This window comes from Saccharopolyspora sp. ASAGF58, assembly GCF_012277335.1.
GTDB classification, from domain to species: domain Bacteria; phylum Actinomycetota; class Actinomycetes; order Mycobacteriales; family Pseudonocardiaceae; genus Saccharopolyspora; species Saccharopolyspora hattusasensis.
Genome location: NZ_CP040605.1, coordinates 5,186,469 through 5,212,014, shown reverse-complemented (window position 1 = coordinate 5,212,014; position 25,546 = coordinate 5,186,469). Strand labels below are relative to the sequence as shown.

The 25,546-nt window shown below is 65.7% G+C and carries 32 protein-coding genes; 12 read left to right on the top strand and 20 right to left on the bottom strand.

All coding sequences use genetic code 11. The annotated features are described in order from the left end of the window. Nucleotides 1-54 precede the first annotated feature (54 nt). The 3 genes from FDZ84_RS24635 to FDZ84_RS24625 form a co-directional block, all read right to left on the bottom strand. Nucleotides 55-1,263, bottom strand: a complete 1,209-nt coding sequence (locus FDZ84_RS24635) for a M20 family metallopeptidase (RefSeq protein WP_246868395.1) — start codon at nt 1,261-1,263, stop codon at nt 55-57. Nucleotides 1,264-1,312: 49 nt separating this feature from the next. After that, nucleotides 1,313-1,951: an XRE family transcriptional regulator gene (locus FDZ84_RS24630; protein ID WP_168584122.1), complete on the bottom strand. Its 639-nt coding sequence runs from the start codon at nt 1,949-1,951 to the stop codon at nt 1,313-1,315. Nucleotides 1,952-2,142: 191 nt separating this feature from the next. Next, nucleotides 2,143-2,655, bottom strand: coding sequence for a hypothetical protein (locus FDZ84_RS24625; protein ID WP_210435091.1), 513 nt, complete (start codon nt 2,653-2,655; stop codon nt 2,143-2,145). 246 nt (nt 2,656-2,901) lie between these two features. On the opposite strand from FDZ84_RS24625, the gene FDZ84_RS39250 reads away from it, so the two are divergent. The 6 genes from FDZ84_RS39250 to speD all read left to right on the top strand — a co-directional run bounded on the left by FDZ84_RS39250 (nt 2,902) and on the right by speD (nt 7,003). After that, nucleotides 2,902-3,426: a hypothetical protein gene (locus FDZ84_RS39250; protein WP_246868394.1), complete on the top strand. Its 525-nt coding sequence runs from the start codon at nt 2,902-2,904 to the stop codon at nt 3,424-3,426. Continuing rightward, entirely contained in the window at nt 3,417-4,007 is a 591-nt protein-coding gene (locus tag FDZ84_RS39245) for an NAD(P)-dependent oxidoreductase (RefSeq protein WP_246868393.1), read from the top strand. Before FDZ84_RS39250 ends, FDZ84_RS39245 begins: the two co-directional genes overlap by 10 nt. After that, nucleotides 4,004-4,798, top strand: coding sequence for a methyltransferase domain-containing protein (locus FDZ84_RS24615; RefSeq protein ID WP_168587827.1), 795 nt, complete (start codon nt 4,004-4,006; stop codon nt 4,796-4,798). Before FDZ84_RS39245 ends, FDZ84_RS24615 begins: the two co-directional genes overlap by 4 nt. A gap of 14 nt (nt 4,799-4,812) precedes the next feature. Next, nucleotides 4,813-5,526 (top strand): class I SAM-dependent methyltransferase, encoded by a 714-nt coding sequence (locus FDZ84_RS24610; protein WP_246868392.1) that lies wholly within the window; start codon nt 4,813-4,815, stop codon nt 5,524-5,526. Continuing rightward, entirely contained in the window at nt 5,481-6,572 is a 1,092-nt protein-coding gene (locus tag FDZ84_RS24605) for a hypothetical protein (protein ID WP_246868391.1), read from the top strand. Before FDZ84_RS24610 ends, FDZ84_RS24605 begins: the two co-directional genes overlap by 46 nt. Nucleotides 6,573-6,652: 80 nt before the next feature. After that, nucleotides 6,653-7,003, top strand: a complete 351-nt coding sequence (gene speD, locus FDZ84_RS24600; RefSeq protein ID WP_246868390.1) for an adenosylmethionine decarboxylase — start codon at nt 6,653-6,655, stop codon at nt 7,001-7,003. A 20-nt stretch (nt 7,004-7,023) separates the two neighbouring features. On the opposite strand, the gene FDZ84_RS24595 is transcribed toward speD, so the two are convergent. From FDZ84_RS24595 to FDZ84_RS24565, 7 genes are all read right to left on the bottom strand, one after another. After that, a complete protein-coding gene (locus FDZ84_RS24595; RefSeq protein WP_168587825.1) occupies nt 7,024-7,587 on the bottom strand; it encodes a DUF6262 family protein in 564 nt (187 codons plus the stop codon). After that, a complete protein-coding gene (locus tag FDZ84_RS24590) occupies nt 7,584-8,165 on the bottom strand; it encodes a hypothetical protein (RefSeq protein ID WP_210435090.1) in 582 nt (193 codons plus the stop codon). The genes FDZ84_RS24595 and FDZ84_RS24590 overlap by 4 nt, the downstream gene beginning before the upstream one ends. A 118-nt stretch (nt 8,166-8,283) precedes the next feature. After that, the gene (locus FDZ84_RS24585) at nt 8,284-8,868 is read right to left on the bottom strand and encodes a hypothetical protein (RefSeq protein WP_168587823.1); all 585 of its coding nucleotides are present in this window, start codon (nt 8,866-8,868) and stop codon (nt 8,284-8,286) included. Next, nucleotides 8,865-10,946: a tyrosine-type recombinase/integrase gene (locus tag FDZ84_RS24580; protein ID WP_168587822.1), complete on the bottom strand. Its 2,082-nt coding sequence runs from the start codon at nt 10,944-10,946 to the stop codon at nt 8,865-8,867. The genes FDZ84_RS24585 and FDZ84_RS24580 overlap by 4 nt, the downstream gene beginning before the upstream one ends. Nucleotides 10,947-11,335: 389 nt before the next feature. Further along, the gene (locus FDZ84_RS24575) at nt 11,336-12,457 is read right to left on the bottom strand and encodes a tyrosine-type recombinase/integrase (protein ID WP_168587821.1); all 1,122 of its coding nucleotides are present in this window, start codon (nt 12,455-12,457) and stop codon (nt 11,336-11,338) included. A gap of 58 nt (nt 12,458-12,515) precedes the next feature. Beyond that, nucleotides 12,516-14,234, bottom strand: a complete 1,719-nt coding sequence (locus FDZ84_RS24570) for a site-specific integrase (protein ID WP_168587820.1) — start codon at nt 14,232-14,234, stop codon at nt 12,516-12,518. Between the two features lie 275 nt (nt 14,235-14,509). Next, complete coding sequence (locus tag FDZ84_RS24565; RefSeq protein ID WP_210435089.1) at nt 14,510-15,601, bottom strand: tyrosine-type recombinase/integrase; 1,092 nt, start codon at nt 15,599-15,601, stop codon at nt 14,510-14,512. A gap of 109 nt (nt 15,602-15,710) precedes the next feature. Between FDZ84_RS24565 and FDZ84_RS24560 the strand changes: the two genes are divergently transcribed. From FDZ84_RS24560 to FDZ84_RS24545, 4 genes are all read left to right on the top strand, one after another. After that, entirely contained in the window at nt 15,711-16,349 is a 639-nt protein-coding gene (locus FDZ84_RS24560) for a lanthionine synthetase LanC family protein (protein WP_305852017.1), read from the top strand. A gap of 41 nt (nt 16,350-16,390) precedes the next feature. Further along, nucleotides 16,391-17,143, top strand: coding sequence for a thiopeptide-type bacteriocin biosynthesis protein (locus FDZ84_RS24555; protein WP_210435087.1), 753 nt, complete (start codon nt 16,391-16,393; stop codon nt 17,141-17,143). 166 nt (nt 17,144-17,309) lie between these two features. Continuing rightward, a complete protein-coding gene (locus FDZ84_RS24550; protein WP_246869223.1) occupies nt 17,310-17,726 on the top strand; it encodes an AAA family ATPase in 417 nt (138 codons plus the stop codon). A 397-nt stretch (nt 17,727-18,123) separates the two neighbouring features. Further along, entirely contained in the window at nt 18,124-18,732 is a 609-nt protein-coding gene (locus FDZ84_RS24545) for a hypothetical protein (protein ID WP_168587818.1), read from the top strand. On the opposite strand, the gene FDZ84_RS24540 is transcribed toward FDZ84_RS24545, so the two are convergent. From FDZ84_RS24540 to FDZ84_RS24495, 10 genes are all read right to left on the bottom strand, one after another. Beyond that, a complete protein-coding gene (locus FDZ84_RS24540; RefSeq protein ID WP_210435086.1) occupies nt 18,710-18,946 on the bottom strand; it encodes a hypothetical protein in 237 nt (78 codons plus the stop codon). The two genes, FDZ84_RS24545 and FDZ84_RS24540, sit on opposite strands and share 23 nt — an antisense overlap. A gap of 235 nt (nt 18,947-19,181) precedes the next feature. Beyond that, on the bottom strand, nt 19,182-19,475 hold the full coding sequence (locus tag FDZ84_RS24535; protein WP_168587817.1) for a hypothetical protein: 294 nt from the start codon (nt 19,473-19,475) through the stop codon (nt 19,182-19,184). A 559-nt stretch (nt 19,476-20,034) separates the two neighbouring features. Then, nucleotides 20,035-20,220 carry a hypothetical protein gene (locus FDZ84_RS24530; RefSeq protein WP_168587816.1) on the bottom strand — a complete coding sequence of 62 codons (186 nt, stop codon included), beginning with the start codon at nt 20,218-20,220 and terminating at the stop codon, nt 20,035-20,037. Between the two features lie 178 nt (nt 20,221-20,398). Continuing rightward, nucleotides 20,399-21,007, bottom strand: a complete 609-nt coding sequence (locus FDZ84_RS24525) for a response regulator transcription factor (protein ID WP_168587815.1) — start codon at nt 21,005-21,007, stop codon at nt 20,399-20,401. Between the two features lie 35 nt (nt 21,008-21,042). Next, entirely contained in the window at nt 21,043-21,717 is a 675-nt protein-coding gene (locus FDZ84_RS24520; RefSeq protein WP_168587814.1) for a Crp/Fnr family transcriptional regulator, read from the bottom strand. Then, nucleotides 21,717-21,932, bottom strand: coding sequence for a hypothetical protein (locus tag FDZ84_RS24515; RefSeq protein WP_168587813.1), 216 nt, complete (start codon nt 21,930-21,932; stop codon nt 21,717-21,719). Before FDZ84_RS24515 ends, FDZ84_RS24520 begins: the two co-directional genes overlap by 1 nt. Nucleotides 21,933-21,991: 59 nt before the next feature. Next, nucleotides 21,992-22,318, bottom strand: a complete 327-nt coding sequence (locus FDZ84_RS24510; protein ID WP_168587812.1) for an RNA polymerase-binding protein RbpA — start codon at nt 22,316-22,318, stop codon at nt 21,992-21,994. Beyond that, nucleotides 22,315-22,827, bottom strand: coding sequence for a hypothetical protein (locus tag FDZ84_RS24505; protein ID WP_168587811.1), 513 nt, complete (start codon nt 22,825-22,827; stop codon nt 22,315-22,317). Before FDZ84_RS24505 ends, FDZ84_RS24510 begins: the two co-directional genes overlap by 4 nt. Then, nucleotides 22,824-23,012 (bottom strand): hypothetical protein, encoded by a 189-nt coding sequence (locus FDZ84_RS24500; protein ID WP_168587810.1) that lies wholly within the window; start codon nt 23,010-23,012, stop codon nt 22,824-22,826. Before FDZ84_RS24500 ends, FDZ84_RS24505 begins: the two co-directional genes overlap by 4 nt. Next, nucleotides 23,009-23,215, bottom strand: coding sequence for a hypothetical protein (locus FDZ84_RS24495; protein WP_168587809.1), 207 nt, complete (start codon nt 23,213-23,215; stop codon nt 23,009-23,011). Before FDZ84_RS24495 ends, FDZ84_RS24500 begins: the two co-directional genes overlap by 4 nt. Nucleotides 23,216-23,605: 390 nt before the next feature. Between FDZ84_RS24495 and FDZ84_RS24490 the strand changes: the two genes are divergently transcribed. Together FDZ84_RS24490 and FDZ84_RS24485 are read left to right on the top strand one after the other, a co-directional pair. Continuing rightward, on the top strand, nt 23,606-24,967 hold the full coding sequence (locus FDZ84_RS24490) for a helix-turn-helix transcriptional regulator (RefSeq protein WP_168587808.1): 1,362 nt from the start codon (nt 23,606-23,608) through the stop codon (nt 24,965-24,967). A gap of 12 nt (nt 24,968-24,979) precedes the next feature. After that, a complete protein-coding gene (locus FDZ84_RS24485; RefSeq protein WP_168587807.1) occupies nt 24,980-25,528 on the top strand; it encodes an N-acetyltransferase in 549 nt (182 codons plus the stop codon). Nucleotides 25,529-25,546: the final 18 nt, after the last annotated feature.

The window sequence follows — 25,546 nt, the reverse complement described above, 5'->3', positions numbered from 1 at the left end:
ACGGCCTTAGTTTCGAGAAAGTTGTGGCGGGTTCTGCGTGAGCTAGCTGATCGCCTACGCCATGAGCTGAAGGACTGCCTTGTGGTAGGTGGCTTGCACGGTGGGGATGGTGTCCAGGCGGGCGCGTTCATCGGTGCCGTGCAGGCCGGTGTAGGTGACGCCGAAGCCGGCGGTGGCGGGGATGCCGAGTCCGGCGAGGTAGTTGCCGATGTTGGACGGTCCGGCAATTTTGGCTTCTACATGGACCCCGGTGGTCTTGGCGGCGTCGAGGAGGGCGGTGCGTAGCCGGGATTTCTCGTCGAGGGCGTAGGCGGGCCAGCAGGTGTCGACCTGGATGAGTGTGGGCCGAGTACCCGGCCAGGCGTCGTCGACACCGGCGACGAGGTGTTCCAGGAGGTGGCTGGCGGCTTCGTCGTTGAAGGTGGGGGTGGTGCGGATGTCGACGTTGACCGTGCACAGGTCCGGGGTGACCGAGTAGCCTTCGCCGCCCTGGATGGCGGTGGCGGTGAGCTTGCCTGGCAGCGGGAATTCGGGGCTGGTGCCGTCGGGAAGTTCGGCGGTGGAGAGCACCCTGATGAGGTTCGCGGCCTTTTCGATGGCGCTGGGGGTGGTCTTGCTGCCGCCGGAGTGCGAGGCCACACCGTGCACGTGCAGCTTGGCGCGGTGCACGCCGCGTCCGCCAATGACGAGCTTGTCCATGCCGGGGTAGCCGATCATCACGCCGACGACGTCGTCGGGCGCGTCCAAGCCCTCGAAGTAGCGCTTGGCTCCGCCGAAGCCGCCGGTGTGCTCGTCGACATCGAACAGCAGCACGAGGCTGCCTCGCAGCGTGCTCGGAGTAGTGGCCAGGCGAGCGGCGATGTGGCAGAAGATCGCGGCTGCAGGCTTGGAGTCGGCGCTGCCCCGGCCGTAGAGCCAGCCGTCGTCGATGACGGCCGAGGTTGGTGGATGAGTCCAGGCGTGTTCGTCGCCGAAGGGCGCAGTGTCCAGGCAGGCGTCCAGGACCCATCGGGGACCGGGACGAGCCCCCTTGACTTCGCAGGTCAGACCGACGGTGGCGCCGGTCTTGTCCTTGAGCACGGTGGCGGCGAGGTGGCGCTGCTCAAGCCAGATGCTGAGTCGATTGAGCACCGGATCGTAGGAGTCGACACCGCCCCGGCTGGGAATGGCGACCAGGTCGCGGGTCAACTCGATCACTGACTCGTGGTCTTCCTTAGCAGCGGCCAGCACGTCGTGCTCACCGCCATGGTTGATCGCGTTCACGACCGGCACCTCCCTCCAACCGGGTCCCTGGTGGGCATCCGTTGGGTCTTTAGCTTCGCACTGTCGGCAACTCCCGCAGCGCTTGGTTCGTCTCGACCTTGCGTCCAGCGGCGTAGCACTGGCGGGTGTGGTCGATCAGCCTCTCGGCCACGCCGGCCTCAAACAGCACACCGGAGTCGAACGCTTCGGCGGAGGTCAGCGACGCCACCGGGATGACAGCGACGGATTCGGAGACGCAGAAGAACCGCTCTGGCGTTCTGGGGTGGTCGTCGATGATGCTGATATGCAGTGTTTTCACCCCGAGGCTTCGGTCCTGCGGGTCACGGATCTCCAGCAGCCGCAGCAGATGGTCTTTGAGGACTTGGTGGTGCGGTGGGCCGAACAGCACGCGGTAGTGCACCAATTCGGGGCGCTGCGCCAGCACGGTTTCGATGGTCTCGAGATAGGCAGTGTCGCGGGATCGAGATCCCAGTACGGCGAGGTAGCGGTGGGCGTTGCGGACGACTTCGGTCATGGCGTCGCGGAGATCGTGATGGCCGACCAGCAGGCGGGGTGTCTCGGTGGCGGCGGTGAGCTGCTGGTCTTGGTGAGCGAAAAGCACTTCCGGCGGCTGGCTGTAGTACTCGGCGAGCACCCGTCGGTAGCGGATGCTGGTGATGTGTTTGCCGAGCTCCCAGCCAGACAGCATGCTCGGAGTGATCCCTGACGAGCCGTCGCGGGACTGTTTGTCGAGGTCTTCGCACACTTGCTCCAGCGTGGCGGGAATCGCTCGACGAGCCTGCCGTAGCGGGGAAACACCATGTGCGACCGTCGGACTCCTGTGACGTGTGCGCCCGGTCATTGGCACCCCTCAGTTTTCAGCTTTCCCCTTTCCCTTGATCAGGTTATGGGCGCGGGATGCTCCACGACCAGCTCTCGCACCACATCCGTTGAGATCAGCTTGTCGCACACTCCCGCCCACGTGGGGTGCTTGTCGATCAGTATGTAGCCCTGCGGCGGGTGGAACCCACCGAGCATGTCGGCCAATTCGTCAGCGGTGAATCCGGCATATTCACGGACGTTCTTGATGGGCAGTGCGAATCCGCGTTTCAGGTCTTGGAGATACTCGAACACCGACGCTCCGTTGCCCACGCGGGCCTGCTCGGCGAGGTCGGCGATCGACCGTGGGGTGTCCACGATGGCTTCGTCGAGGTCGATCACTGCGGCCAGCGTGGAGAGGGGCGTGGTGAGGTAGACGTACCACGTTGTGGGGCGTCCTTGCAGAAAGCGGCGACGGAACTCGTGCCGCTTCAATCGTTGCCAGATCAGCTTGTAGTACTCGGGGTTCAGCGACATCAAGACCCGCTCAGGTGTGAGCGTGGCGTCTGCTGTGTCGAAGAGGCCGTCCTGCACACTCAGCTCCTGTCATTCGCGATCACGACGCGGTCATGCAGGAGCACGAAGTGTAGTCACCTGGATGCTCCGCGCTGAGTTCGGGCACGGTGTTATGCGTGGTGACCTGGGTTTTCGATGCCAGAGTGAACAACGCGTCGACAAGCGGTGCGCAAGGCTGGTACATCCGGTGATCTGGTTCAGCAGGTCACGTCGGGTGACGCTTCCAGTACCTGTTGTTTCCTTGACTGGTTCCTGGAGGCGCACATGCCCAACCTCGACGCAGCTGTTGTTGGCTTTCCCCGCGAGTCCGTTCCCGGTGACCGGCGCACGCTGTTGACGCCTGCGGTGGCGCGCTGCCTGAGGGACGCCGGATTCACGGTGCTGGCTGAGCCCGACGTGGCGGCTGGGGTGTTCTGTCCAGACGCCCATCTCGCTGCCGAAGGCGTGCGGTTCGCAGATCCCGATCGGGTATGGGCGGCTCCGCTGGTGCTGCGCTACAAGTGCACCAACCCCGCCGATCTGGGACGCCTGCGGCCGAGGCAGGCCCTCGGGGCGCTGTTTCATGCCGAAGGCAACCCTGCCATGCTCTCCGCACTCATGGACAGCAAGATCTCGGCCTACAGCTACGAGTTCCTTGCCGAGCACGGTCGGTTCCCGCTGGCCGCCCCGGGCGGGCAGATCGCCGGGATCCAAGCCGCTCTACGCGGCGCGCAGGCGCTCCAGGAATCCAGCGGGCGCGGTGTCCTTCTCGCCGAGGTCGCAGGCGCCGTCCGGCCACGGTGGTCGTGATCGGCTCCGGCAACGTCGGCTCGGCCGCCGCACGCACCGCCGCCGCTTTAGGTGCCAGGGTGACCGTGCTGACTCGGTGCGAAGGATCGGCGGATGAATACCGGCCGCACGCCCCCACCGGGGTACGGGTAGCGGTCAACACCGCACGGATTCGCCGGGAACTGATCTCCCAGGCTGATCTGGTCATCGGCGCAATCCTGGTGTCCACTTTCGACACCCTGCCGATGATCAGCGAAGCGGACCTGCAGGACATGAAACCCGGCTCGGTCATCGTTGACGCCACCTGTGGTTACGGCGACGGCTACCTGCCGACCGCCGGAGGGGTGCAGGAGCCCGGTGAACCACCGCGCGTGGTCCACGGGGTGCTGCACATCAAACTCGACGCGCTCCCCGCGCTGGTGCCGGTGACCGCAACCGAGGCGTACACGACCAACGCTCTGCCCTACCTGGTACGTCTGGCCCGGGTCGTCCTTTTCGGTGACGCCGACCCCGCGGTGGCGACGGCGCGAATCGCCCACGACGGGGAGCTGGTGCACCCGGTCTGCCGGGAACACGCCGCGTACTTCGGAGTCGCCTCGTGACCACTACCGGCACCGGCACCGGCACCGAGGCCGTCATCGAGTCCTACCAGCGGCGAGCCGCGTTCGCCCGCGCCGAGACAGCGCACCTCGCACGCCCACGGCTGTTGCGCGGCTTGCTCCCAGCGGTCGATCATGTCGCGGAAATCCCATGTGGCGCTGGTCATTTCCTTGCCGACTACGCCCGGTCAGCACTGGCGGTGACCCTCGTGGATGCCAGTGCCGCGATGCTCGCCGCCGCCACGGAAAACGCCGTGCACAGTGGCCTATCTGATGAGAAAACACGCCGCCACCTGGCTTATGTCCAGCAGCCACCGGATCTGACCAGCGTGGGCCTGATCGTCGTCCCGAACGCCGCGCTCAACCAACTTGCGTGCCAAACCGCTCTTGTCGAGCTGCTCATGGTGTTACGGGCCGCTGTCGCGCCCTGGGCGGTGGTGCTGGCGCAGGTGGCCTGTGTCCACCCTGGCGGCGGAGTCGACACGGCGGGCTTCTACGACCCCGCCCGTCAGCACGGCGTGTGGTTCGCCGACCGGTGGTTTCACCCCGAGCAGGCCGGCGGGGCGGTGCTACGGCGCCGACGCCAGCACCGCCACGGCGAACGGCTGCAGATCCAGTTCGACTACCGCAGCCCGGCAAGGTCCAGCCTGCACGCCACGGCCATCGAGTTGGCGCTGTTCAACGCCGCCGACCTCCGCGATGCGTTTACCACTGCGGGATTCGGTCGTGTGCGATTCCTGCCCGGCCAGGACGGGATGTCCGAGGTTCTGGCTGCGGCCGGGGCTAAGCCGTGAACAGCGAAGGAACCGTGGCGGGAGCACAAGAGTACTGGCGGCGCTACTACGCCGAGCAGTTCCGCTTCGGCCTCGGCACCGAGGACATCCTCGCGGCATTGATGCAGATCCCGCCCGTGACGACATGGGCTGATCTCGGGTGCGGATCCGAATCGATGCTATGGGCCACCGCCCTGCGCGCCCAGCGCCTCGTCGCGGTCGACATCGACACACAGCGCCTGGAGATCCTCCGGCAGTTCGTTACCACCGCCCAGCCACGAGGTATCCACGTCACCGCACTGGAATTATGCGGACGCACCGACCCAGATGCCTTCGAAGCACGCTGCCGATCCCTGACCGCGCTCATCCAAGCCGACTTTCTCTCGAGCCTGCCACCGACGGACCCGAGGCTCATCGGACAGTCATTCAACCTGGTCACCCAGTTCGGCTTGCTCGGTTTGTGCCGCGACGCCAACCACTTCACAACCAGCTTCGCCCACATTCACCGCCTGCTGGCACCCGGCGGGTGGGTAGGTGGAGCGAACTGGGTCGCCCGCCACGCCCCGAGCCGAGTCGAGCTGACCAGGCAGCTCTACACCACCGCCGCTACCCGCGCTGGAGTGCACCTGCTGCTGCTCAAACGGATCCCGATCCCCGATCCCGATTTCACCGCCGTGTGGATCTACATCGGAAGGAAGACACCATGCCCGCGATCAGCACTACGAACCAGCCGACACCAAACGAACTGATTTTTGCTCCGGTGGGGATCGCGCACCTCACCCGTGACAACACCGACCTGCTGCGTTCTGCCGCCCGCGGGCGGCAGCGGCTACGGGTCACCACCGCGGCCCAGCTCAACGGCACACCTCACCTGGGCACCGTAGTCACAGTGCTCACCGTCTTCGCCCTCACCGCCCACGCCGCCGAGCAACTGAACCTTCCGGCCACCGTCATCTTCGACGCCTTGGAAAACGCCCCCGGCGAAACGGTGGAGATCGACGGCGAGACCTACACCCGTACCGTCGGCGATCTCATCGACTCCGGCCACCTCGACCGCGTCGAGCGCGTCTCCGGCTTCCAACGGCTGCTGGACTGGGCCGCGGCACGCTCCCACATCCGGTATGAGTTCCGGCCGTACTCGGTCTACCAAGGACTGAGGCCGGTCCGGGAATGCCTGCATGCCATCGCCTCCCGGCTCGACGACTTCCGGCCGATCGTTGCCCCCACCGATGGCATCGTCCGCGTCCGGCCCCGCTGCCCTGAATGCCGGCTGATGGATAAATCCGCCCGGCACCTGACCATCACCCCAGGTGAAGGCCAAGTCCACCTGGACTCCGTCTGCCCGCTACACGGCAGATATCGCGAAACGATCGACGTCACCGGCACCGGCGGCTGGTACGACGCCAACACACCCGTCCGCTCCATCCAGAAGACATACCTGCTCGCCGCCGAACGCCACCTCTACGACGCATGCTCGGTCTCCATCGACGGCGCCGACTGGGGCGGCGGCTGGTACGCCCACGTTCTCGCCCCCGCACTGGCCGCCCTCAAAGTCCCGGTGCGGCAATGGCCGGTCAGCATCTTCACCCCACTCGTGCTCGGACCGCACCGGGGGGAAGCTGAGCAAAACCCTGTACGTGCGCTACGGCGCCGCGTACGCCGACCTGCCCGAAGGTTTTGTCAACCTCGACCTGCTGCTCGACGACCACGGCGACGACGTCCTGGACGCCCTCTGGCAGGAAGTCACACGCTGGGCAGCCGAGCCACGCCGACTGCACCGCACCTACACCGTTGACTACCTCGCCGACCTCATCTGCTCCCACCTGCGAAATCGGACCCCGAACGCAAGCACTGCCTGACTGGCTGGAGGTTGACGTGATCCACGCCGTTTACGACATCACCGGTTGCACCATGCCCGCTCCCGATACCGGCACGCTGCTGGACGCTATGCGCGCTACTGCCAGCCAGCTCGGCTGCACCGTCCTCGGTGAACTCCCGGTCCTCTTCCAACCCCACGGCACTACCTGCGTGCTCGTCCTCGCCGAGTCCCACCTGACCGTGTCCACCTGGCCCGAACACCAACTCGCCCACCTCGACGTGTTCACCTGCCGGGCCGACATCGACCCCGAACACGCCATCACCCCCATCCTCGACGTACTGGGCGGGCGAGCCATACACGGCCAGCGGATCCACCGCACCGGCCCCCGCAGCGCGCTCCCAGTCTGACCGCCGCAGCCAGCGGCGGTTCAGATGCGCTGGTCCCGCATCATCTGCTTCAACGACCTCCTGAGCGCGGCTACGGTATCCTCCGCCTCGCTCAATTTCCCTTGGAGTTCGTCCCGCTCTGACCACGCCTTGGCGAGCGCGGCGTTGCGCTGTTGTAGTTCGTCACCAAGCTCTCGGATGCGCTTCTCCAACTCGACGTTGCCAGCCTGGGCAACTTGCTGCCCCAACCCGCGCTGAACCTTCGCTCGTAGCCGGTCTCGTTCTTCCCGAGTCCGCCTCAGCTCGGCGCGGGTCAACTCCAGATCGACTGCGAGGCTTGCAGTGCTGGCCGAGGTGCCTGACTGGCGTTCACGGCGCCGAACTCCTTGCTGGGTCTTGCGGGCGGCTTCGATGTGCTCGCGCACGCCCTCGGCGTAGACGAGCCAGTTCGACACCCCGGCAGCCCTGGCGACGCCGAGGAACGTGATCGGCTCGCCCGTGGCCTTCATGTCATCCACGACCGCGAGAACTCGCGCTCGTTTGGCCAGGCTGTCTCGCTTCCTGGCGTCCCGAAGCACATCGCCGGGTGTGCGCTTGGCGGTCACTGCCTGATCTCCTCGGTCGGGCGGACGACGGGCATGGGCAGGGCAACTGGCCCGGATGCGGCGCCGGCGCGCAGGCGCCGTAGAACCTTGCTGGCCTCCTGGATCTCGTGGCGTTCCTCGTCGGACATGGATTCCAGCTTCGCCTTCATCTTGCTGATCACGTTCTGGTAGTCGGCGATCTCACCCTCCAGGCCCCGGATGGTGTAGTCGGCCGTACTCATCGCACGGGCGAGCTCCAGGTTTGCCTTCAGGCTTCGGACGTGGTCTTCGATGGCGGGTAGGTGTGACGGGTCGGGCCGGTAGGAGGAGCACCCGGAACACTGGAAGCGGATCGGGCAGGCTTTGCCTCCGGCTTTGACGTTGGACGGCTCGACGCAGTTGCCCCACGGCACGGCGACCGACCGAACCTCGTATGCCGCCGCCGAAGCCCTCGGCGCAGAGCTGCCGTGCCGGTCCGTCGCGTGGACCCGCAGGGTGTCCACCGCCGCGCGCTTCATCTTCTTCGACACCTGATAGTACGAGGACGTCGTGTTTGCCGACTTGTGATCCATGAGGGACTGGAGGACATGCAGCTGCACTCCGGCGTCCGCGTAGCGCTGGCCGAAGGTTATCTGTAGCTGATCTTGTAAAAGTGCTGGTCTGTGGTGGTTTCGGGTGTTGGGCACGTGGGTCACGTGGCTGGGCTTGTGTGGGTGTTCATAGGGGTCGGTTGTGGTCTTTGATCACACGTCGCAGGCTTTCGCGGGCGGCGGTGAGGTCGTCTTCGAGTTCGTGGATGCGGCGCTGGGCATCGTTGGTTTCGGTGGTGCGGGCGTCGCGTTCGGCGAGTAGTTGTCGGGTGAGGGATTCCAGGTCGGCGACGCGTGTGATCAGTTCGCGCGGGTCGGGTCCGTCGATCTCGGTGCCGAGTTGGAGGCGGAGCCGGTGGCGCAGCTTGTCATTGTCGGTGCGCAGTCGGCGGATTTCGGCTTGGGCGAGGGCGAGGTCGGTGCGTAGTCCGGCCGGTGTGGGCGGTGCTGGGTTGCCGGGTCTGGTGGTGCGGGGCCCGCTGCTGGCGGGTGGGGTCTGGCGGCGGCGGGCGGCGTCGAGTTGTTCGCGCAGGCCGTCGGTGTAGACGAGCCAGGTGGAGACTCCGGCGGTTCTGGCGACGGCGGCTGCGGTGATCGGGGTGCCAGCGGCTTCCAGCGCGTGGATGGCGGTGAGGGCGCGTCGGCGCTTATCGGCGCTGTCCTTGGCTCGGGCGGCGCGCAGCCCGGCGGTGCGGTCGGAGGTGGTGGTCATCCGGCGGCTCCGTGGGGTGGAGGGTTGGTGATCACGGGGAGTTGTCGGGCGGCCCGGGCGCGGCGCAGCAGTGTGCTGGCGTGCTCGACTTCCTCGCGCTCACCGGAAGTCAGCTCGGCGAGCCGGTGGCGCATCTGCTCGGCGACGCGAGTGAACGCGCCGATCTCCGCGGTGAGGTTGTCGATGACGTAGGCCGCGGCACCGATCGCTTCGGCGGTTTCCCGGTTGGTGCGCAGCTCGGCGATGTGCTGTTCGAGGGCGGGCAGGTAGGACGGGTCGGGCCGGTAGAAACCGCAGCCGGCGCACTGGAAACGGATCGGGCAGGCCGCACCGCCGGCTTTGACGTTGGACGGTTCGGTGCAGTTGCCGAAGGGCACCGACACCGAGGCCTGTTGGTAGGCGGTCGGGCTGGTGAAGGGGGCGGGGTTTCCCGTGGCGTCGACGGCCAGCGCCCCGACCATGCGAATGGCCTGCTGCTTGCGTTTGAGCCCAACGGAGTAGTAGCCCATCGTGGTGGACACGGCAGCGTGATCCATCAGCTCTTTGAGCACGTCGACCGGCACTCCGGCGTCCGCGTGACGCTGGGCGTAGCTATGGCGCAGCGCGTACGGGGTAACCAGTGACGGGTCGAACGGCGCCGGGGTGCCGTCGGGGCCGAGCAGCTCGGAGTTGATGACGCCGATCCGGCCGACCCAGCCCTTGAACGCCCGGCCCACGCAGGCCGACGTGAGGTGTCCGCGGGACTGGTGTGCGCGCAGCAGCGGGCTGGGGAACAACCACTGCCGCTGACTGTCCGGTGTGGACAGTTGGGTCCGGTGTTGCTGCCAGGATGTGATCGCCTGGGCCGTGTCCGTAGTGATCGGGAGTCGGCGGCGCATCCGGCCGGCCTTGTGGTTGTCGTAGATCAGGTTGTGCTGCCCGTCGATGACCTCGACGCAGCCGAGACGCAGGCTGACCACTTCGCCGGGGCGCCGCCCGGTGTCGCGCAGGATCCTGTAGATCGTCTGGTGCATCAGTTGCAGGTCGGCGGCAGTGAGTGGACCGCCTCGACCGGTCGGGCCGAGCAGATCCAAGTGGGCGTCGAGCTGGCGGATCACGTTCTCGGGCAACGCTTTGCCCAACTCGTCCTCGTTGGGATCGTCGCGCACCCGGTGCCGACGGGCGGGTCGGAACGGGTCGGGCACTGCGGTCATCAACCCGGCCGCGCGGCCGTGCTCGATGACCTCGCAGAACTGGTAAAGCATCAGGTTGCGATGCGAGGCCGAATACAGGATCCCGTCGTCGCGCTGCTGCGTGCCGATCGCGTCGAGAATGCGCGTGAAGTCGCCGGCGTCCAGGCTGGCCGGGTCGGTGCGACCGGCAGCGATCAGGGAGTGCGAGGCGGTCTGGCAGGCGCGCAGCGACTCCCGCAGCCGCTGCAGGTAGGGCCGGGTGACCCGAGCCCAATCCTTGACGATCTCACGCAACCAGCCCAGTTCGATCACGCGGAAGTCGACCACTCCCTGGGTGGCAGGCCAGCGGCGGGAGGCGTTGATCGGCAAGTCGAGCAACGCGACCTGCCACACGTCGCCGACGAACGGGTCCACGCCGGCGTACTGGACCCAGGCCCGGTCCAGGTGCCGGCGCAAGTCCCGAAACAGCCCGCGGGTTGAGGTGTTGTACTGCATGCCGCCGGACTCGCAGACGACCTGCGGGTCGGCCTCACGCAGCGAAGACGCCTTGTCCAAGCGCGCCAGCAGGATCCGCACCTCGGTCGGGTCCAGCGGCGGCGGCGCCTGATCCCGGCACTGCAACGCGTAAAGCAGCTCCACGGCCAGCATCTCCGGCAGCCCGGCCAGGGAGAACTGATGCCCACCCAGCAGGGGCCGCTGGGCAACGATCCAGGTATCCAGCTCCTCACCCGACAACGCCGCGATCTGATACTGGCGTTTGAGCCGGTTGTCGTGGAAACGACACAATCCACGCCGGGTGACGTGCTCCCGGTCGCAGCCCGCGACCCGACAGTCGGCGGCCCGGGTCAGCGGCCGAGCCCGGGCGATGAACGCCGCTACCGGCTCGCGGCGATTCTTGCCCCACAAGCGTTCATGCCGGAAACACAGACCGCTGCAGTGCAGATCACCCCCACAGCCGGCCACCGAACACCGTCCGGGTCGCAGCGGGCGGGTCGCCCGCCCGGGTGGGGCGGTATCGAACTCCGCCCACCCCATTCGCGCGCTGATACGAGCCCGGCGGCACCCGTCACACCGCCCTGACGGGCGGCGCGTCACGGTCGGGCACCCAGGGGTCCGGCACGGCCACGCCGCCGTCCGGGGCGAGGCCAGATCGCCGGTAAACAGCAGAATCTGGCCGTCCCACTCACCAACGCGCCAGCCCGGATCCAGGCGCGCCCGCAGCCACTGCAGCCATCCCGCCTCATCAGGTCGACGCACGACCTGCCCGGTGTCCACGACCCGCAGCACACGTCGGCTCACCGGTATCGCCTCCCCGCCGCCACGGCCTCCACCGCACGACGCTTGTCCTCGTCACGGGCATGCAGGTAAACAGTCGTCGACGCTAGCGAGACGTGTCCAAGAAGCGCCTGTACCACATCCAGATCGACCCCGGCGCGCACCCAGTTCGTGGCCGCGGAATGGCGCAGCATGTGCGGGCGAACGGGAAACCCGCAGGCACGGGCCAGACGGTCGAAAAAGCCCTTCGCCGCCCAATAGGTCATCGGCGCGCCGAACGGAGCGCGGTAGAGGTTGACCAACACCATCTCGGTCGCGTCGTCTCCGACCAGCCCGGCCCGCTCGTGCTGATAGTCGGCGTAGGCCGCCAGCACCGCGTCGCTGGCCGGCACCGTACGCGGGAACCGAGACTTCGCCAACGCCCCGTTCGGGTTGGCCCGGTGCCGCACGTGCACGTGCGCGCCCACCACCACGCAGCCCAACCCACGCGAGTCCGGCAGCAGATGCATGTCCGCCCGGCGCAGCCCCAACGCCTCACCGATCCGCAACCCTGTGTCCCGAAGCAAGATCACCATGAAGCGTTCGCGGGGCCGGCGACAACACGCCAGCACCCCCTCGATCTGCTCGTCGGTCAGCGCCTCCGGAAACCGTGTCTGCGTCCGCGCTTTCAACGCCCGGGCCCGCACCGTGCGGAACTGGCCGAACTCGCCGGAATCGAACCCCGGCGGCGTGAACCGCAACCACCGCGGCTCGGCCAACCGATCGGCCACCACCATGTCGATCACTCCAGTTCTGGCGCAAAACCGGAGGAACTCGCACACCGCGGTCAGCGTGGCGTTGACCGTGGCGCCCGACCGCAGTCGCCCACCGCGGTAAGGCGTGGCTTCGACAACATGCTTGAAACGGGCCAAATTCGCCAGACTGATCGATGACCACTCGACCCCCTGATCGCCGCACCAGGCGAGGAATCTCGCCACCCGCCCGGCATAGACCCGGATCGTGTGAGGCGACCGACCAGCCCCGTGCAACGCCCGCAGGAAGTCACTGGCCTCCCGGTGCACGAGGTACCGGGGATCGAGCACCACCCACAGCTCGGACCCATCAAGTGGTGAAACCGCCCGTTCGGCACAGAACGAGTTCATCGTGACAAACGTAACCGCCGTGCCCAAAGGTGTCGGATATCTGTACGGCACCGGCGTGTCACGCCGCGAAACCCACGTCCCTCACAGAGGCAAAGGCGCTACAGATAAAGAAGGTGTGCCGGAAGGCATAGGGGAAGATCTTGGATCGGTCGAACGGCAGCGGCGTGCCCTCCGGCCCCAGTTTCTCGGAGTCCAGGACGGGAATCGAGTCGACCCATGACCGGATGCACCGCGAGAGGTTCCCCGAATCAAGGTGCCGATAGCGGTTGGTGATCGCGGGAAGGAGATGGCGCGCGCTGCTGCTCGGCAGGTCCAGCCCAACACGGATCTTTTGCCAATCTCTAACGGCATCGGCGGTCTCCTGATGGATCGGCAGGCGGCGACGCCGCCGACGGCCCTTCATGTTGTGCCAGACCAACTGGTACTCGCCGTGGTCGAACTCAAGGCAGTCCACATCGAGTCCGGCAACCTCGGCCGGACGTCGACCAGTATCCCGAAGGATCACATACGCCGTGCGGAACATCGCGTTGACAGCATCAGGAGGAAGGTCCCCGTAGGGAAACCCGTTGCCCAGCAGGTCGACGTGCCCGTCGAGCTGGCGGATCACCAACTCCGGGATCGCCTTGCCGATCTCTTCCTCGTTCTCCTCGACCTCTTTGATCCTGTGGTGCCCCGGGTGTCGGACGAACCGCGGAGAGAGCCCATCGAGTACCCCCTCACGCCTGCCGAACTCCAGAAGTTCAAAGAAGTTTGCCAGAAGGTGCCCCTGAAACGAGGACGAGTACAGCTCACCGTTTTGGTTCACAGCCCGCTTGAAGCCCTCCACGACAGCGGTCACGTCCGAGAACCGGAGCTTGCCCGGATCCATGCCACCATCTGGCCGCAACTCCAATGCCCGTGAGGCGATCACACACGCAATGTGCCACCTGCGCAGGCTATGGCTGTTCGGATTCGCGGTGCGTGCCCAGTGCATCAAGGCTTCGCGCAGCCATTCCTGCCGTACCTCCCCGAAGTCGAGGGAGCTGCGGTTACGCAGAGGGCTCACGCCCTTCTTCAACGAGGGCAGCACCTGGCTCACTGTCCGCAAGTCCCAGACACGCTGCTGCGTGGGATCCACACCCTGGAACTGCTCGAAGGCGGAAGTGATCTCCCATCGAACTCCGTGCAGAAGGGCTCTGGTTCCCTCGCCCATCCCGGTTGAACCTCGCCCTGACCACCGACATTCCGGATACGAGTCGCCGGCCAAGGCGATGCTGGGCACATCGCTCAACCTGGCAACAGATCCCCGTACCGCCTGCGGAGAAAGGGGCTGCTCGCGTGCATCGCGCTGCTGCAGCGCATAGAGCATCTCCAACTGTGCGACCGGGCTCAGCGGAGCCAGTGAGAACATATGGACGGCCAGAGACGGCGGCTGGTGCTCAGCCCACCGGGCCACGGCAACCTCGTCACTCTCGCCGACATCCGCCCGCCCGGCCCACTGTCGCCACTTTCTGTGGTGGGTTCGGCACAAGCCGTTCGTGTTGGTCCGCTCTCGCGTACATGCCAGAACTCGGCATTGCTGCACATCAGCCAGCGGCTTCAACGCCGCCATCCACGCCGCCTTGTCGATACCAGGACGATTCCGCGCTTTCACCCAACTGCGATAGTGGTTCACACACAGGCCCTGCGCCTGGGCGCTCCTGTCGCAGACCGGCACCGCGCAGATCGCCGAACCGCGGGTGACATTGCCGCGACGGAACTCCCGCTTATGGGCGGCTTCGAACTCTTCTCTCGTCATGCCACTGCGAACGTGAGCTTTGCGGCACGGCGCACAGTAGCCCGTCAACTGGACCTGAATGGGTACCCCGCATCCAGCGACCGAGCAGACCCCGACGCTGGTGCGCGGATTGCTCGGGTCGCCGACGAACAAGAGCAGGTCCGCGTCCCATTCGCCGGGGCGCCATTGAGGGTCAAGCCGGTCGCGGAGCCACTCTGCCCACGCATTCAATACCTGGGTGTCATCTGGCCCGTGATCCGGCCGCGGAGACTGGGCTGGCAGGACTGCGACGGTCATCAAAGGGACTTTCCCAGCGCGGCGACCTGATTTACGGCGTCACGCTTCTCCTGGTCGCTGGCATGGGTGTACTGGTCCATGGACTGCCGCGACACGTGCCCGGCCAGATCCATGATCACGTGATCTGGCCTGCCCTCACGGCGCCACCGGGTGATGGCGGAGTGACGGAACATGTGCGGGCGGGCGGCGAACCCCGCTTTCTTCGCCAGGCGCTGGAACAGTTCGTACGTGCTGGGGTACTTCATCGGCTGGCCGAACGGCGCGGCGAAGAGGTTGACGAACACGATGTCGCAGTCCGCAGCTTCCAGGACGCGGTCGCGCTCCCACTGGTAGTCGGCGTAGAGCCCGCCAATGTCCTCGCCAACAGGAATCCACCGGGACTTACGGGTTTTGGCCAATGCCCCGTTGGCGTTCTGCCGACGCCGGACGTGGACGTGCGGGCCAGCGACGTCACAGCCGAGTACCTTCGAACTGGCCAGCAGATGCATATCCTCGCGGCGCAACCCCAGGGCTTCCCCGATCCTCATGCCGGTGACTGCCAAGATCGCGACCAGCAGACGGTCACGGGCGTGCGTCGCACAGTCCAGCAACTGCCGGATCTCGTCGTCCGTCAGGTATTCGTAGCCTGGGACCACAATCTTGAACTTGATGGTCTTCACATCGACAGTCGAGAACTGACCATCCTCACCGCGGTCGTACCCGGGCGGCGCATGCCGGAGCTCCTTCGGCTCGTACAACTTCGCCGCCAGTTCTGCCGAAACCGGGCTCTCATCGAGCAGCGCGCAATACCGCAGGAACCGGAAAGCCGTGCCCGCAATGGCGTTGGCAGTGCCCTTGGACCTGTACCTGGGCTTCACCGGAGCTCTGGGCCCCTTGGCTGGCAGTGGCTCGTCCACCAGCCAGTGCAGGAACCCAGCAAGCTTCCTCATCGACGGAGCAGCCCAGTCAAAGCCGTGATCGACGCAGTAGCTGAGGTATAGGGCGATGCGACCAGCGTAGGTGCGCTCGGTATTCACTGAGGCGTCCTCCTGAGCGCGAAGAGAAGCCAGGTACGCGGATGTATACGGGTGCAATTCGTAATCGGCGTCCACCACAACCCACAGAACCGAGCCGTCAACCGGAGACAGTGCCTTCTCGGGCCGGAACGATCGAGGAGAACGCCCGAAGATTTCTAACATCACTCAAACCCCGCTGATACCTGTGAGGCACGTTGGTCATCGCCGTACATACCTCACGTGCCAGAGATCATTTCCGGAACCCAAGATAATCACCGGCGTACTCGCGATCTTGGCGCTGACTCGCCTCGACGGCATCACCGTCGATGGACAGATCGATGCGATCACCCGGATCTTGCAGTGGCTCGACGATTGGGAACAGCGCACCGACCACGGCGATTCCTGGTGGCCGCAGATCGTCACCCTTGCCGACCTCGACCGCGGCACGGTCGTCAGCCAGTCAGGCCCGCTCCGGCCGTCGTGGTGCTACGGCACCCCCGGTATCGCCCGGGTCCTCCAACTCGCTGGCCTCGCCCTGGGAGACCCCGGCCGCCGAGCGCACGCCGAGAGCGCGTTCACCCGTTGCCTCACCAACTCGGCCCAGCTGGACCTGCTCACCGACAGGAGCCTGTGCCACGGCACCGGCGGCCTGCTGGCCACCGCACGCCGTATCGCCGCCGACGCCCTCACCCCGCTGGATCTCACCCTCGCACTGCACCGACACCAACAGGCCGCTCCCGACGTCGACGAACCCCCGGGATTCCTTACCGGAACGGCCGGCGCCACCCTCACCACCGCCGCGACCACGACCACCGGCTGGGACGCCTGCCTCCTGCTGCACTAAACCGAAAGGCCCTGCTCGTGGACGAGACTCCATGGAAACAGGTGAACATCGCCTACCCCGGCGACGACGCCGAGCGGGAACGCCACGCCGCCACCCACCTGGCCGGCATCCTTCCCTCCGCTGAAGCCGACGGACTCATAACCCAATGGTGGTTCATCCGCAAAGGCCCATGGCGCGTGCGCTATCTCCCCACCAACCCAGACAGCGACCCAGTCCACGCGCTGCTCATACAAGGAGTCTCATGGACACGGGATATCTACGAGCCCGAGATCCATGCCTTCGGCGGCCCCGCCAGCATGGACCTCGCCCACCAGCTGTTCCACCACGACAGCCGCCACCTGCTGCCATTTCTCCTCAAAGGTGCCGCTGACCGGCGGGAACGCTCCCTCATCCTCTGCACCACATTCATGCGAGCCGCAGGACTCGACATCAACGAGCAAGGCGACGTATGGACACAAGTCGCCGAACATCGCACCGGCATCACCACCACACCTGTCGATCCAGACGTGTGGCGCTCCTTCACACGCGACACCAGCCACCTCCTGCACGGCAGACCCCGAACCGACGCCCTCGACCACGACTGGCTCGCAGCATTCGACAACGCTGGACGAGAACTCCGGACACTGCGCGAGAAAGGTGCGCTCACCCGAGGAATACGCGCAATCACCGCCCTCCACGTGATCTTCCACTGGAACCGGATGGGACTATCCGCCACGACCCAAGCCTTCCTATCCCGAGCAGCGAAAGACGCCGTTTTCGGCAGTACCGCCGAAGGGCACAGCCGGCCACTGTGACGGAGCGATGGCGGCTCCCGAAACCTACTCCGGTAGCGCGGAGCGGGGGCACCTGCGATTACGGGGACTGTTGTTGTACCGGCTGCTGGCCGGCGGCGCCAGTCTCGGTGCGTGGCTACGGACCCAGATACGGTGATTGTCGGCAGGGCACGATAGAACCGTGAGCATGAGCCCCACAGGTACCGAGAACACGCGGTTGGTGGTGCTGCGCGGACCGTCCGGGGCTGGTAAGTCCTCCACCGCCCGCGCGCTGCGTGCATGTCTCGGGAGCAGCCTGACCTGGGTGGCGCAGGACACCATCCGGAGAGACATCCTGAAGGAACGCGGCGTGCCAGACGGCGCCAACATCGAGTTGATCTCCATCATCGCACGTTTCGCTTTGGACCGTGGATGGAACGTCCTCATCGATGGCATCCTCCACGCCCAGCGGTACCGGGAGATGCTGGACGAACTGTGCCGGGACCACCGGGGGATCAATCAGCATCTTCTATTACTTCGATGTGTCCTGGCAGGAGACAGTCCGCTGCCATGCGAGTACGCAGGCCACCGAGTTCAGCGTGCAGGACATGACCAAGTGGTATAGCCCGGACGACCGTCTGGGCTTCGAGAGTGAAACGATCATCTCAGAAGACTCCACATTGGACATGATCGTGCGACGAATCCTCCGCGAAGGACTCGGGGTCTTCCCAGCGACGCTCGGTGCACCGGACAAGCCCTGACCGCGGGCCGTTCCCTAACCGATGTTGCGCGGTCCGGGTGTGTTGTCGCCGTGCTCAGGGTCGACCCGGTTGACGTGCCGCTCGTGGTGGCTGCCCTGATCGTGTGATCGTGGTGCCGACGGTTTGGTCCTGGCCCGGAATCGTCGGTGCTGCTCTGTAGGTTCGCCGAGCCGCAGCCGGATCGTGCTCACCCGATCACGCGGCTGCGCGGGTTCGGATTCCGCGCTCGTTTCGATTTTTGCGCTAGTACAAGGGGTTTCGATGAATTCGGCTGTCATGGACACGTCGCCGCGGCGACTGCGGGAGGAGATGCTGGAGAGGATCAAAGAAGCGGGGTATGCCGTGCCTGCCGCGGTGGAGCAGGCGTCGCTGGCGGTCGAGCGGCACGACTTCGTGCCGGAGGCGTCGCTGGCGGTCGAGCGGCACGACTTCGTGCCGGAGGCGTCGCTGGCGGTCGAGCGGCACGACTTCGTGCCGGAGGCGTCGCTGGCGGTCGAGCGGCACGACTTCGTGCCGGAGGCGTCGCTGGCGGTCGAGCGGCACGACTTCGTGCCGGAGGCGTCGCTGGCGGTCGAGCGGCACGACTTCGTGCCGGAGGCGTCGCTGGCGGTCGAGCGGCACGACTTCGTGCCGGAGGCGTCGCTGGCGGATGCGTATGCGCCCGGCATTGTGGTCATCAAACGCGACGGCGAGGAGACGCTGAGCTGCGCTTCTGCTCCATTCGATTGTGGCGTTGCAGCTGGGGCAGCTGGATACGCATCCGGGGCAATGGATTCTGGAGAGACTACTCGGCGGACACAAAGAAACCCTCCGCGATGGGAGGGTGAGACAGCCTCAAATACTTGGCCTAACCTCCAGGCTGCAACGTGATCCCGTACGCGCGGTGCTCGACAAGCAGGATCTCAGCGTCACCGCGAACAAGCAGCGCACCGACAGTCACGTGGACCGGGAAGCTCCGCCGCGAGGCGAAATCCCCACCTTGAGACAGCAATCGCACCGGCTCCGAGAGCAGCGCGGCCCCCTCCGGATAGCATTCGAGGTAGGCGGCAAGCACGCTCGAGATGTCCCCGTCACTGATCGCCACGGGGCACCCCCACACCGGCCCGAGAGCAAAGCTCTCCGAGCCATCGGGCACGGATGCGAAAGACGAGAACCGGCACGGTCAGACTCCATAGAAGGCGCGCGGCGTGCGAGAAGGCGCAGCCTACAAGACGGGCCTTATCGGTGCACAAATGCCACGCTGAGCGGCTCACGTCGACGGCGAGGTCGGGTCTCCGGGTGCCGTCGCAGCGATCGCCGGGCGGACCGCTTTCTGGTGGCTATGTTCCGGAGGTCGTGCCGGGATTGGTATTGATGCCGAACCCTCCGCGTTGTACGGGGCCACCGGAGACCGGGATGCTGCTCTTTCGACCGATCACCGGGGCCGGTTCGCCAGGAGCCGCGACCGGTGTCGTGAAGGTGCCTGCGCCAGTGATGCGGTCTCCGACCTTCGGTGCGGTCTGGCCGTTGGCGCGGTAGTAATACCAGAACCGCTGCGGTGACGGGTGCACACCCAGTACCGGTGTGCTGCCGGTGTATTGCGCGGGTGCAGTGTCACAGTCGGAGTCGTCCAAGCGTTTCTCGCTCCGAGGGTCGACGCAGATCGATCGGAAGTCATACTCGCGCGGCTGTGGTGGCGTGACCGGCGGAGCCGGCGCACTCCTTGACGGTGGTGGCAGTGGCGGCACGGCCGGTAGGGACGGTTGCGCGGGCATGCAGGCCGAGGCCCCGTACAGCCCGGCGACCAGCGGAACGATTTTCAACGCGGGTAACGTCCCTCTCAGTCTCATTCCCATCAGTTCGTCCGTTCGCTTTCTCTTCGCAGTGTTGGCCGGGTGTACCCAAGTAAGAAGAAGGCGCTGGCCTGGTCGTTGAGGCCGCCAATGACGTAACCGACCACGACGGGCACCGGAGCGGATGGCCTTGTGCTGTGAACGCGGCAGGGAGATACGGGGTCTCGGCCTTGGTGGTCGCACCAGCTCGCCCGCGTCGGCCGGGTGCCGCGTGATGCCGGAACCCGGGGTACCGATATCGGGCGGCCATCAGGCGGGGAGCCGTCTCGCCGACAGGGACCTGGCGCGACGAGACGACTCGACCCTCACAGGCGTGCGCCAGTGATGCGGGATCCGCACCTCAGCGCAGGTGGAAAAGCGCCCCGATAGGAGCGATGAGCTGTGCCGCGTCGTAGGTGGTTGCGGAGAACGCTCGCGCGAAGGAGTGGAACTCCCCCATGTTCACCCGCACCTGCGCGACCAGGGCGAGTATGCCCACGCACAGAACCATTACGAAGATCACGGCTCCGATGGCTTTCTCAAGCATGCGACCTGTTTTCGGTTAGAGAGCCAGCGCGAAGCACTGCGCTCCGCGCTGGCGCTTCATCAACTACTGAAATCGAAGGGGCAGCGCCCGCCCTCTAGCGGTCGTTTCTACGATCCACGCGAAGCAGGCAGGAGCCTCGGTAGCGCTGAAGAATAAAAGTAGCTCCTCATCGATTGGCTCATTTTGAAATAGGCAATGTTTTACCCCTGCCTGATGACCGAGTCAGCGTCAGCTCGACGTGCTCTAATCCAGACTCGTAGGCGAACACGGCAAAATAATGTCGGTTCTTGAGGTTCAGTTTGTTTCTGATCTCTTTTAGGCGCGATTTGACGCTATCCTCTTCAATGTATTCGAGTTTTGCGATTGCATGGTTGGTCAGCCCTTGGGTGACAAGTTTGATTGTTCTTATTTCCCGATCATGCAAGAGGTTTACCTGACCTGGATCAAAAGGAGTGTCAATCAAGTTGAAGGGGGCGTCGAAAACTGCGCGCATGTACGTTACGTTGACCTGTTGGTGCGCCCAACTGGGGAACGCGAACCCAGTCTCGTACAGTGCCGCGACGAGGTGGGTGCGGTCCCGTGCCCTAAGATCGCGGCGGATTCTGCAAAGATGGGCCTTGACTGTGTACGCGCTTAAATATGCTTCTCTTGCGATCTCGTCGATGTTGTAGTCACGAAGCAGGCTCAGGGCAATACGGCGTCGCGCGGGAGTCAGACGAGAAAGCTGGCTCGGACCCCATTCATCGGGCTTCCATGAGGGGCGTTTGTGGATATGCATTCCGGTCATTTGTTCTGATGTTGTCGTTCCTGTTGTGGGGCTGATCAGTGGCAGCGGCGGGCCAGCCGCTCGGGGTCGAGGATGAGCACGCTCTTGCCCTCGAGCCGTAGCCAACCGCGGTGCGCGAAGTCCGCCAGCGACTTGTTCACGGACTCCCGCGAGGCGCCGACGTACTGCGCGATCTCTTTCTGCGTCAGGTCGTGGGAGACCCGCAGCAGTCCTGCCTCCTGGCTGCCGAAGCGCTGCCCGAGCTGCAGCACCGCCTTGGCAACGCGGCCCGGCACGTCGGTGAGAATCTGGTCGGACAGCATGCCGTTGGTCCGGCGCAGCCTGCACGCGACGACTCGCAGCAACTGCTCGGCGATCGCCGGGCGCTTACCGATCCATACCTGGAGGGCTGAGCGGTCCATGCTCTGCGCGCGGACCTCGGTGATGGTGGTCGCCGTCGAGGCGCGCGGCCCCGGGTCGAAGATGGACAGCTCGCCGAACATGTCCGACGGGCCCATGATCGCCAGCAGGTTCTCGCGGCCGTCGGGCGACTTGCGTCCGAGCTTCACCTTGCCCGAGGCAATGATGTAGAGCCGGTCGCCCGGCTCGCTCTCGGCGAAGATCACGTGTCCCCGCGGGAACTCCACGGGTTCCAGCGACTGGGCCAGTGCCTCTGCCGCGGCCGGCTCAACGCCCTGGAAGATGCCGGCCCGGGCCAGTGTCTCGTCCATCACCGTGCCTGCGGTGAGCCAGTGGTGTCGCGATCTGTGGTGGGGTGCTGGGAACCATGTACGTCAGCAAGGGCAGCGCGCCATCGGTACATGCGTGTGGTCAGGAAGTAGCTGCAGATGAGATCGGCGAGAATGTAGCTCACCCCGACCACGACGCCGATGGCAGTGTGCGACCAGTCCGAGACCACCGAGATCATCGTGATGCCGTAGACCAAGGCGCACGCTCGCTGAAAAGCGACTGGGGCTGGGTGATCTGGCGTGTCATTGGTCTTCTTCATTTCTTCTCCCGCAGCGCGTCCAACCGCTGGTTGAGCAGCTCATCAAGTTCCGGGATGGTGCGCCGCTCCACCAGCATGTCCCAGTGAGTGCGCGGTGGCTTGGCCTTCTTCTGCTCCGGCTCGCTGCCGTCGATGCGCTTCGACGCGGTGCCGTGCATGCGACACTCCCAGGTCAGCGGCACGTCAGCGTCGCCGGAGAACGGCACCGCGAACTCGTGGCTCTGGGGACAGGAGTACTGGACCGTCCGACATGCGGCCGCACCCTGATCGCCAGGTCTGGAAAGACTGGCGTGGTAGCCACGATCCCCAGTCACAGCCGTCACGCGACCTCCCCCAGTTCGTGCAGCGTGCTGCACTCCACGACCGAGATACCGCTAGACTCTCGGCACGTCCCCGGCAGATAGCTGCTACCGGGGACGTTCTCTGTGCCGGTCCTGGCTGGCGGCCCGGTCATCGAGAATTCAAGTGCCTTGATGTGCCGCACCAGGTTCGGCATCCGCAGAGTCGACACCGTCTCAATGGCGTGCCGCCCCAGCACCGATTCCTCCATGTACGGCCGCGGGGGGCGCGGTTCTACAAGGTCACCGACCCATGCCGGAGCGCTGGCCAAACACGCTAGATGCGCCTGGTAACGCGGCCAGCGGGCCGCGGGGAGATACCCGGTGCAGCTCTCCGGTTCATCTGCCAACTCGTGGCCGCACACCAGGCCCCCAGCCCCGGGCAGGCGGAGGTGCACCACAGACTCGCTCGGGCTCGCCACCCACTCCACTGCCTCGATCTCGGCTGCCTCCCCGGAGAACGACCGAGGCCGGCACAGAAGCGGGCGGCTCATTCTTTTCCCTTCGGCAGAAACTCCTCCGTGTCAACGGAGGATTGGGTTGAGGTCGTGTCGCCCATCGCATGGCGACCAGCCCACGACACCAACAGCCCGATTCCCATCGCGATCACTCCCGTGATCCCGAGGGCATCCCAAAGCTCGCTCATCGCGCGGCCGATGGCATCCAGAAACTCGCTCATGACCGCACCGCCTCACGACGAGCGGTCTGCACAGCGGCGATCTGGACGCCGAGCGCGAGGTACAGCGCTTGCGCCTGCGTTTCATCGAGCAGCCGTTCCTCAGGACCAACCCTCAGCCACACCGCCGTTGAGGTGTGACTGACCACGACATCGCGTTCCTGGGCCGTGCGGTCGCGGCACGACACTGTTCTCAAGTCGTTCAACCTGTCTTCCTTCCTTGGGTCCGGCCGGGATGCCGGGGACGGGGGCTCACGACATCCCGGCCGGGTTTAGGGGCCTCCCCGCGCCCCAGTGCAAAAGGCGCGGGGAGGCTGCTCGGCCGGCGGCTGCGGTCTGCGACCCTGATAGGTCCAGAACCACCGGCCGAGCGGTCTAGGAATCCCTGTCACATACCGGGTGCGGTGCGGAGGCATTCCATTCCGGACACCGGCTCTGTCGCGCTACGTCACCAACGGAACCCTGCGCGTAACGGTGTGGGGAAGGTGTGGGCGCAAGCTCCCACACCTTCCACCTGATAGCGGCGTGGACATGGCGCGCCCAGCGACTACGCTAGACGCGGAACGGACACGTACTGTTCACCACGGACGGAAAACATGGCCCGCTTGCCGGAACCGATCGAGGCGCTACGGCGCGCGCTCGGGGAGACGCTCGCCGAGTACCGAAAATCGACCGGAATCAACCAGACCGAACTCGGGCGACGCACCGGATACACACGTTCATCGATCGCCCACATCGAAAAGGCACGCCAGTTTCCCGACCGGAAATTCTGGGAGGTCGCAGATAGTGTCTACAAGGCTAATGGCGCTCTCGTGGCCGAATACGACCACGTCAAGGCCGCAGAGGAGCAATGGCGACAGCTCGAACAGATTCAGCGCGGCCAGCTCGCGCAGCAGTTCGCGCCTCAGGGCTCCGGGCTTCCCTCGACCGGCAACGTCGAGGACGATGACGTGAACCGCCGAACATTACTGACGCTGCTCGGCCCTGCCGCGCTGGGCGGTCCGGTCCTCGACCAGCTCGAACACGTCCGCCGCGGGCTCGATGGCATGCTCGCCCTGCCGCCATCCGGCGACGACGCCGATGAGTGGGCACAGATCGCCGCCGACTACGCCCGCCAGGTCCATATCCTGCCGCCGTCTCGCACGTTGCCCGCGTTGACCGCCGACTTCGCCGATCTGCACAGCCGCATCGCCAGTGCCAGGGGGACGCTGCGCACGCGAATGATCGATTCCGCCGCGCAGCTCGCCGCATTGACCGCGATCACGTTCGTCAGCATGCGCGAGCACCTTGTTGCCCAGCGCTGGTGGCGCACCGCGACTCGCGCCGCTGCCACGGTCGGTGACCCGCGCCTGTCCGCCCTGATCGGTGGCAAGCACGCCGTCTCGTCCCTCTATAACGCCACGCCTGAGCGCGTCCTCGCGATGGCTGACCGCTCCATCGCCCTCGGTAAGTCCCAGCCATGCGCGGGTGTTCTGAGCGGCTGGGCGGCGCGTGCGCAGACCCTCGCCCGTATCGGTCGGGACCAGGACGCGCAGCAGGCCCTCAATACGATCAGCGACCTGTACGCGAGGCTCCCGGCAAGCGAGGACCACGACAAGGCGAGCCAATGGAGCTGGACAGCCCAGCGGTTGCACTTCATCGAAAGCGAGGTGCACTCCCTCGCGGGCCGGGTCGACAGCGCCTTCCGGGCACAGGATGACGCCCTCGCGCTCTACCCGGCGACCAGCTTCCAAGGCCCGACCCAGATCGAGACGCACCGAGCCACGGTGCTCATCCGCTCAGGGCAGGTGGAGACCGGAGTGAACCATCTCGCGGACACGCTCGCAGCGCTGGACGACTGGCAGCGCGCGGACGGTCTCGTGCACCGCACTGCCCTGGACGCGATCAATGCCGTACCCCCTGACGATCAGCGCAAGACCTACGTCAAGCAGGCACGCGCGCTTCTCTCCCCCGCCTGATTTGGATCGAGTATGGACATCACCTTCCAGTATCACGACGCAGAATCCGCCCGTGACTTAATCGAAAACGTCATTGTGCCGCTGTACGAGGCCAGCCACCAGGATGTCATCTCGAACCCGTTCTTCTCGGCCGAGCGATTCGCGGAGCGGACGCGGGGGTATATGAAGGCACCCGGCTTCGGTCTGGTCGTGACCAACATCCACGGCCAGGCGATAGGTCAGACGTTCGGCTATTCTCTGCCCGTCAACGCCCGCTGGTGGCAAGGACTGACGACACCCGTCCCGGACGGGTTCACCGAGGAGACGGGCACTCGCACGTTCGCGTTGAACGAACTCATGGTCGTGCCGGAATGGCAGGGCAAAGGCATTGCGCACGCCACCCACGACGCGCTTCTCCGCAGTCGGCGCGAGCAACGCGCAACCCTGCTGGTGCGCGAGGACAACGAGTCTGCCCAACGCGCCTATCTGCGGTGGGGCTGGAGAAAGGTCGCCAAGCTCCAGCCGTTTCCCGACTCGCCGCACTTCGACGCAATGATCATCGAACTCCCGCTCGGCCAGTAGGTTTCACGAACTTGCGCA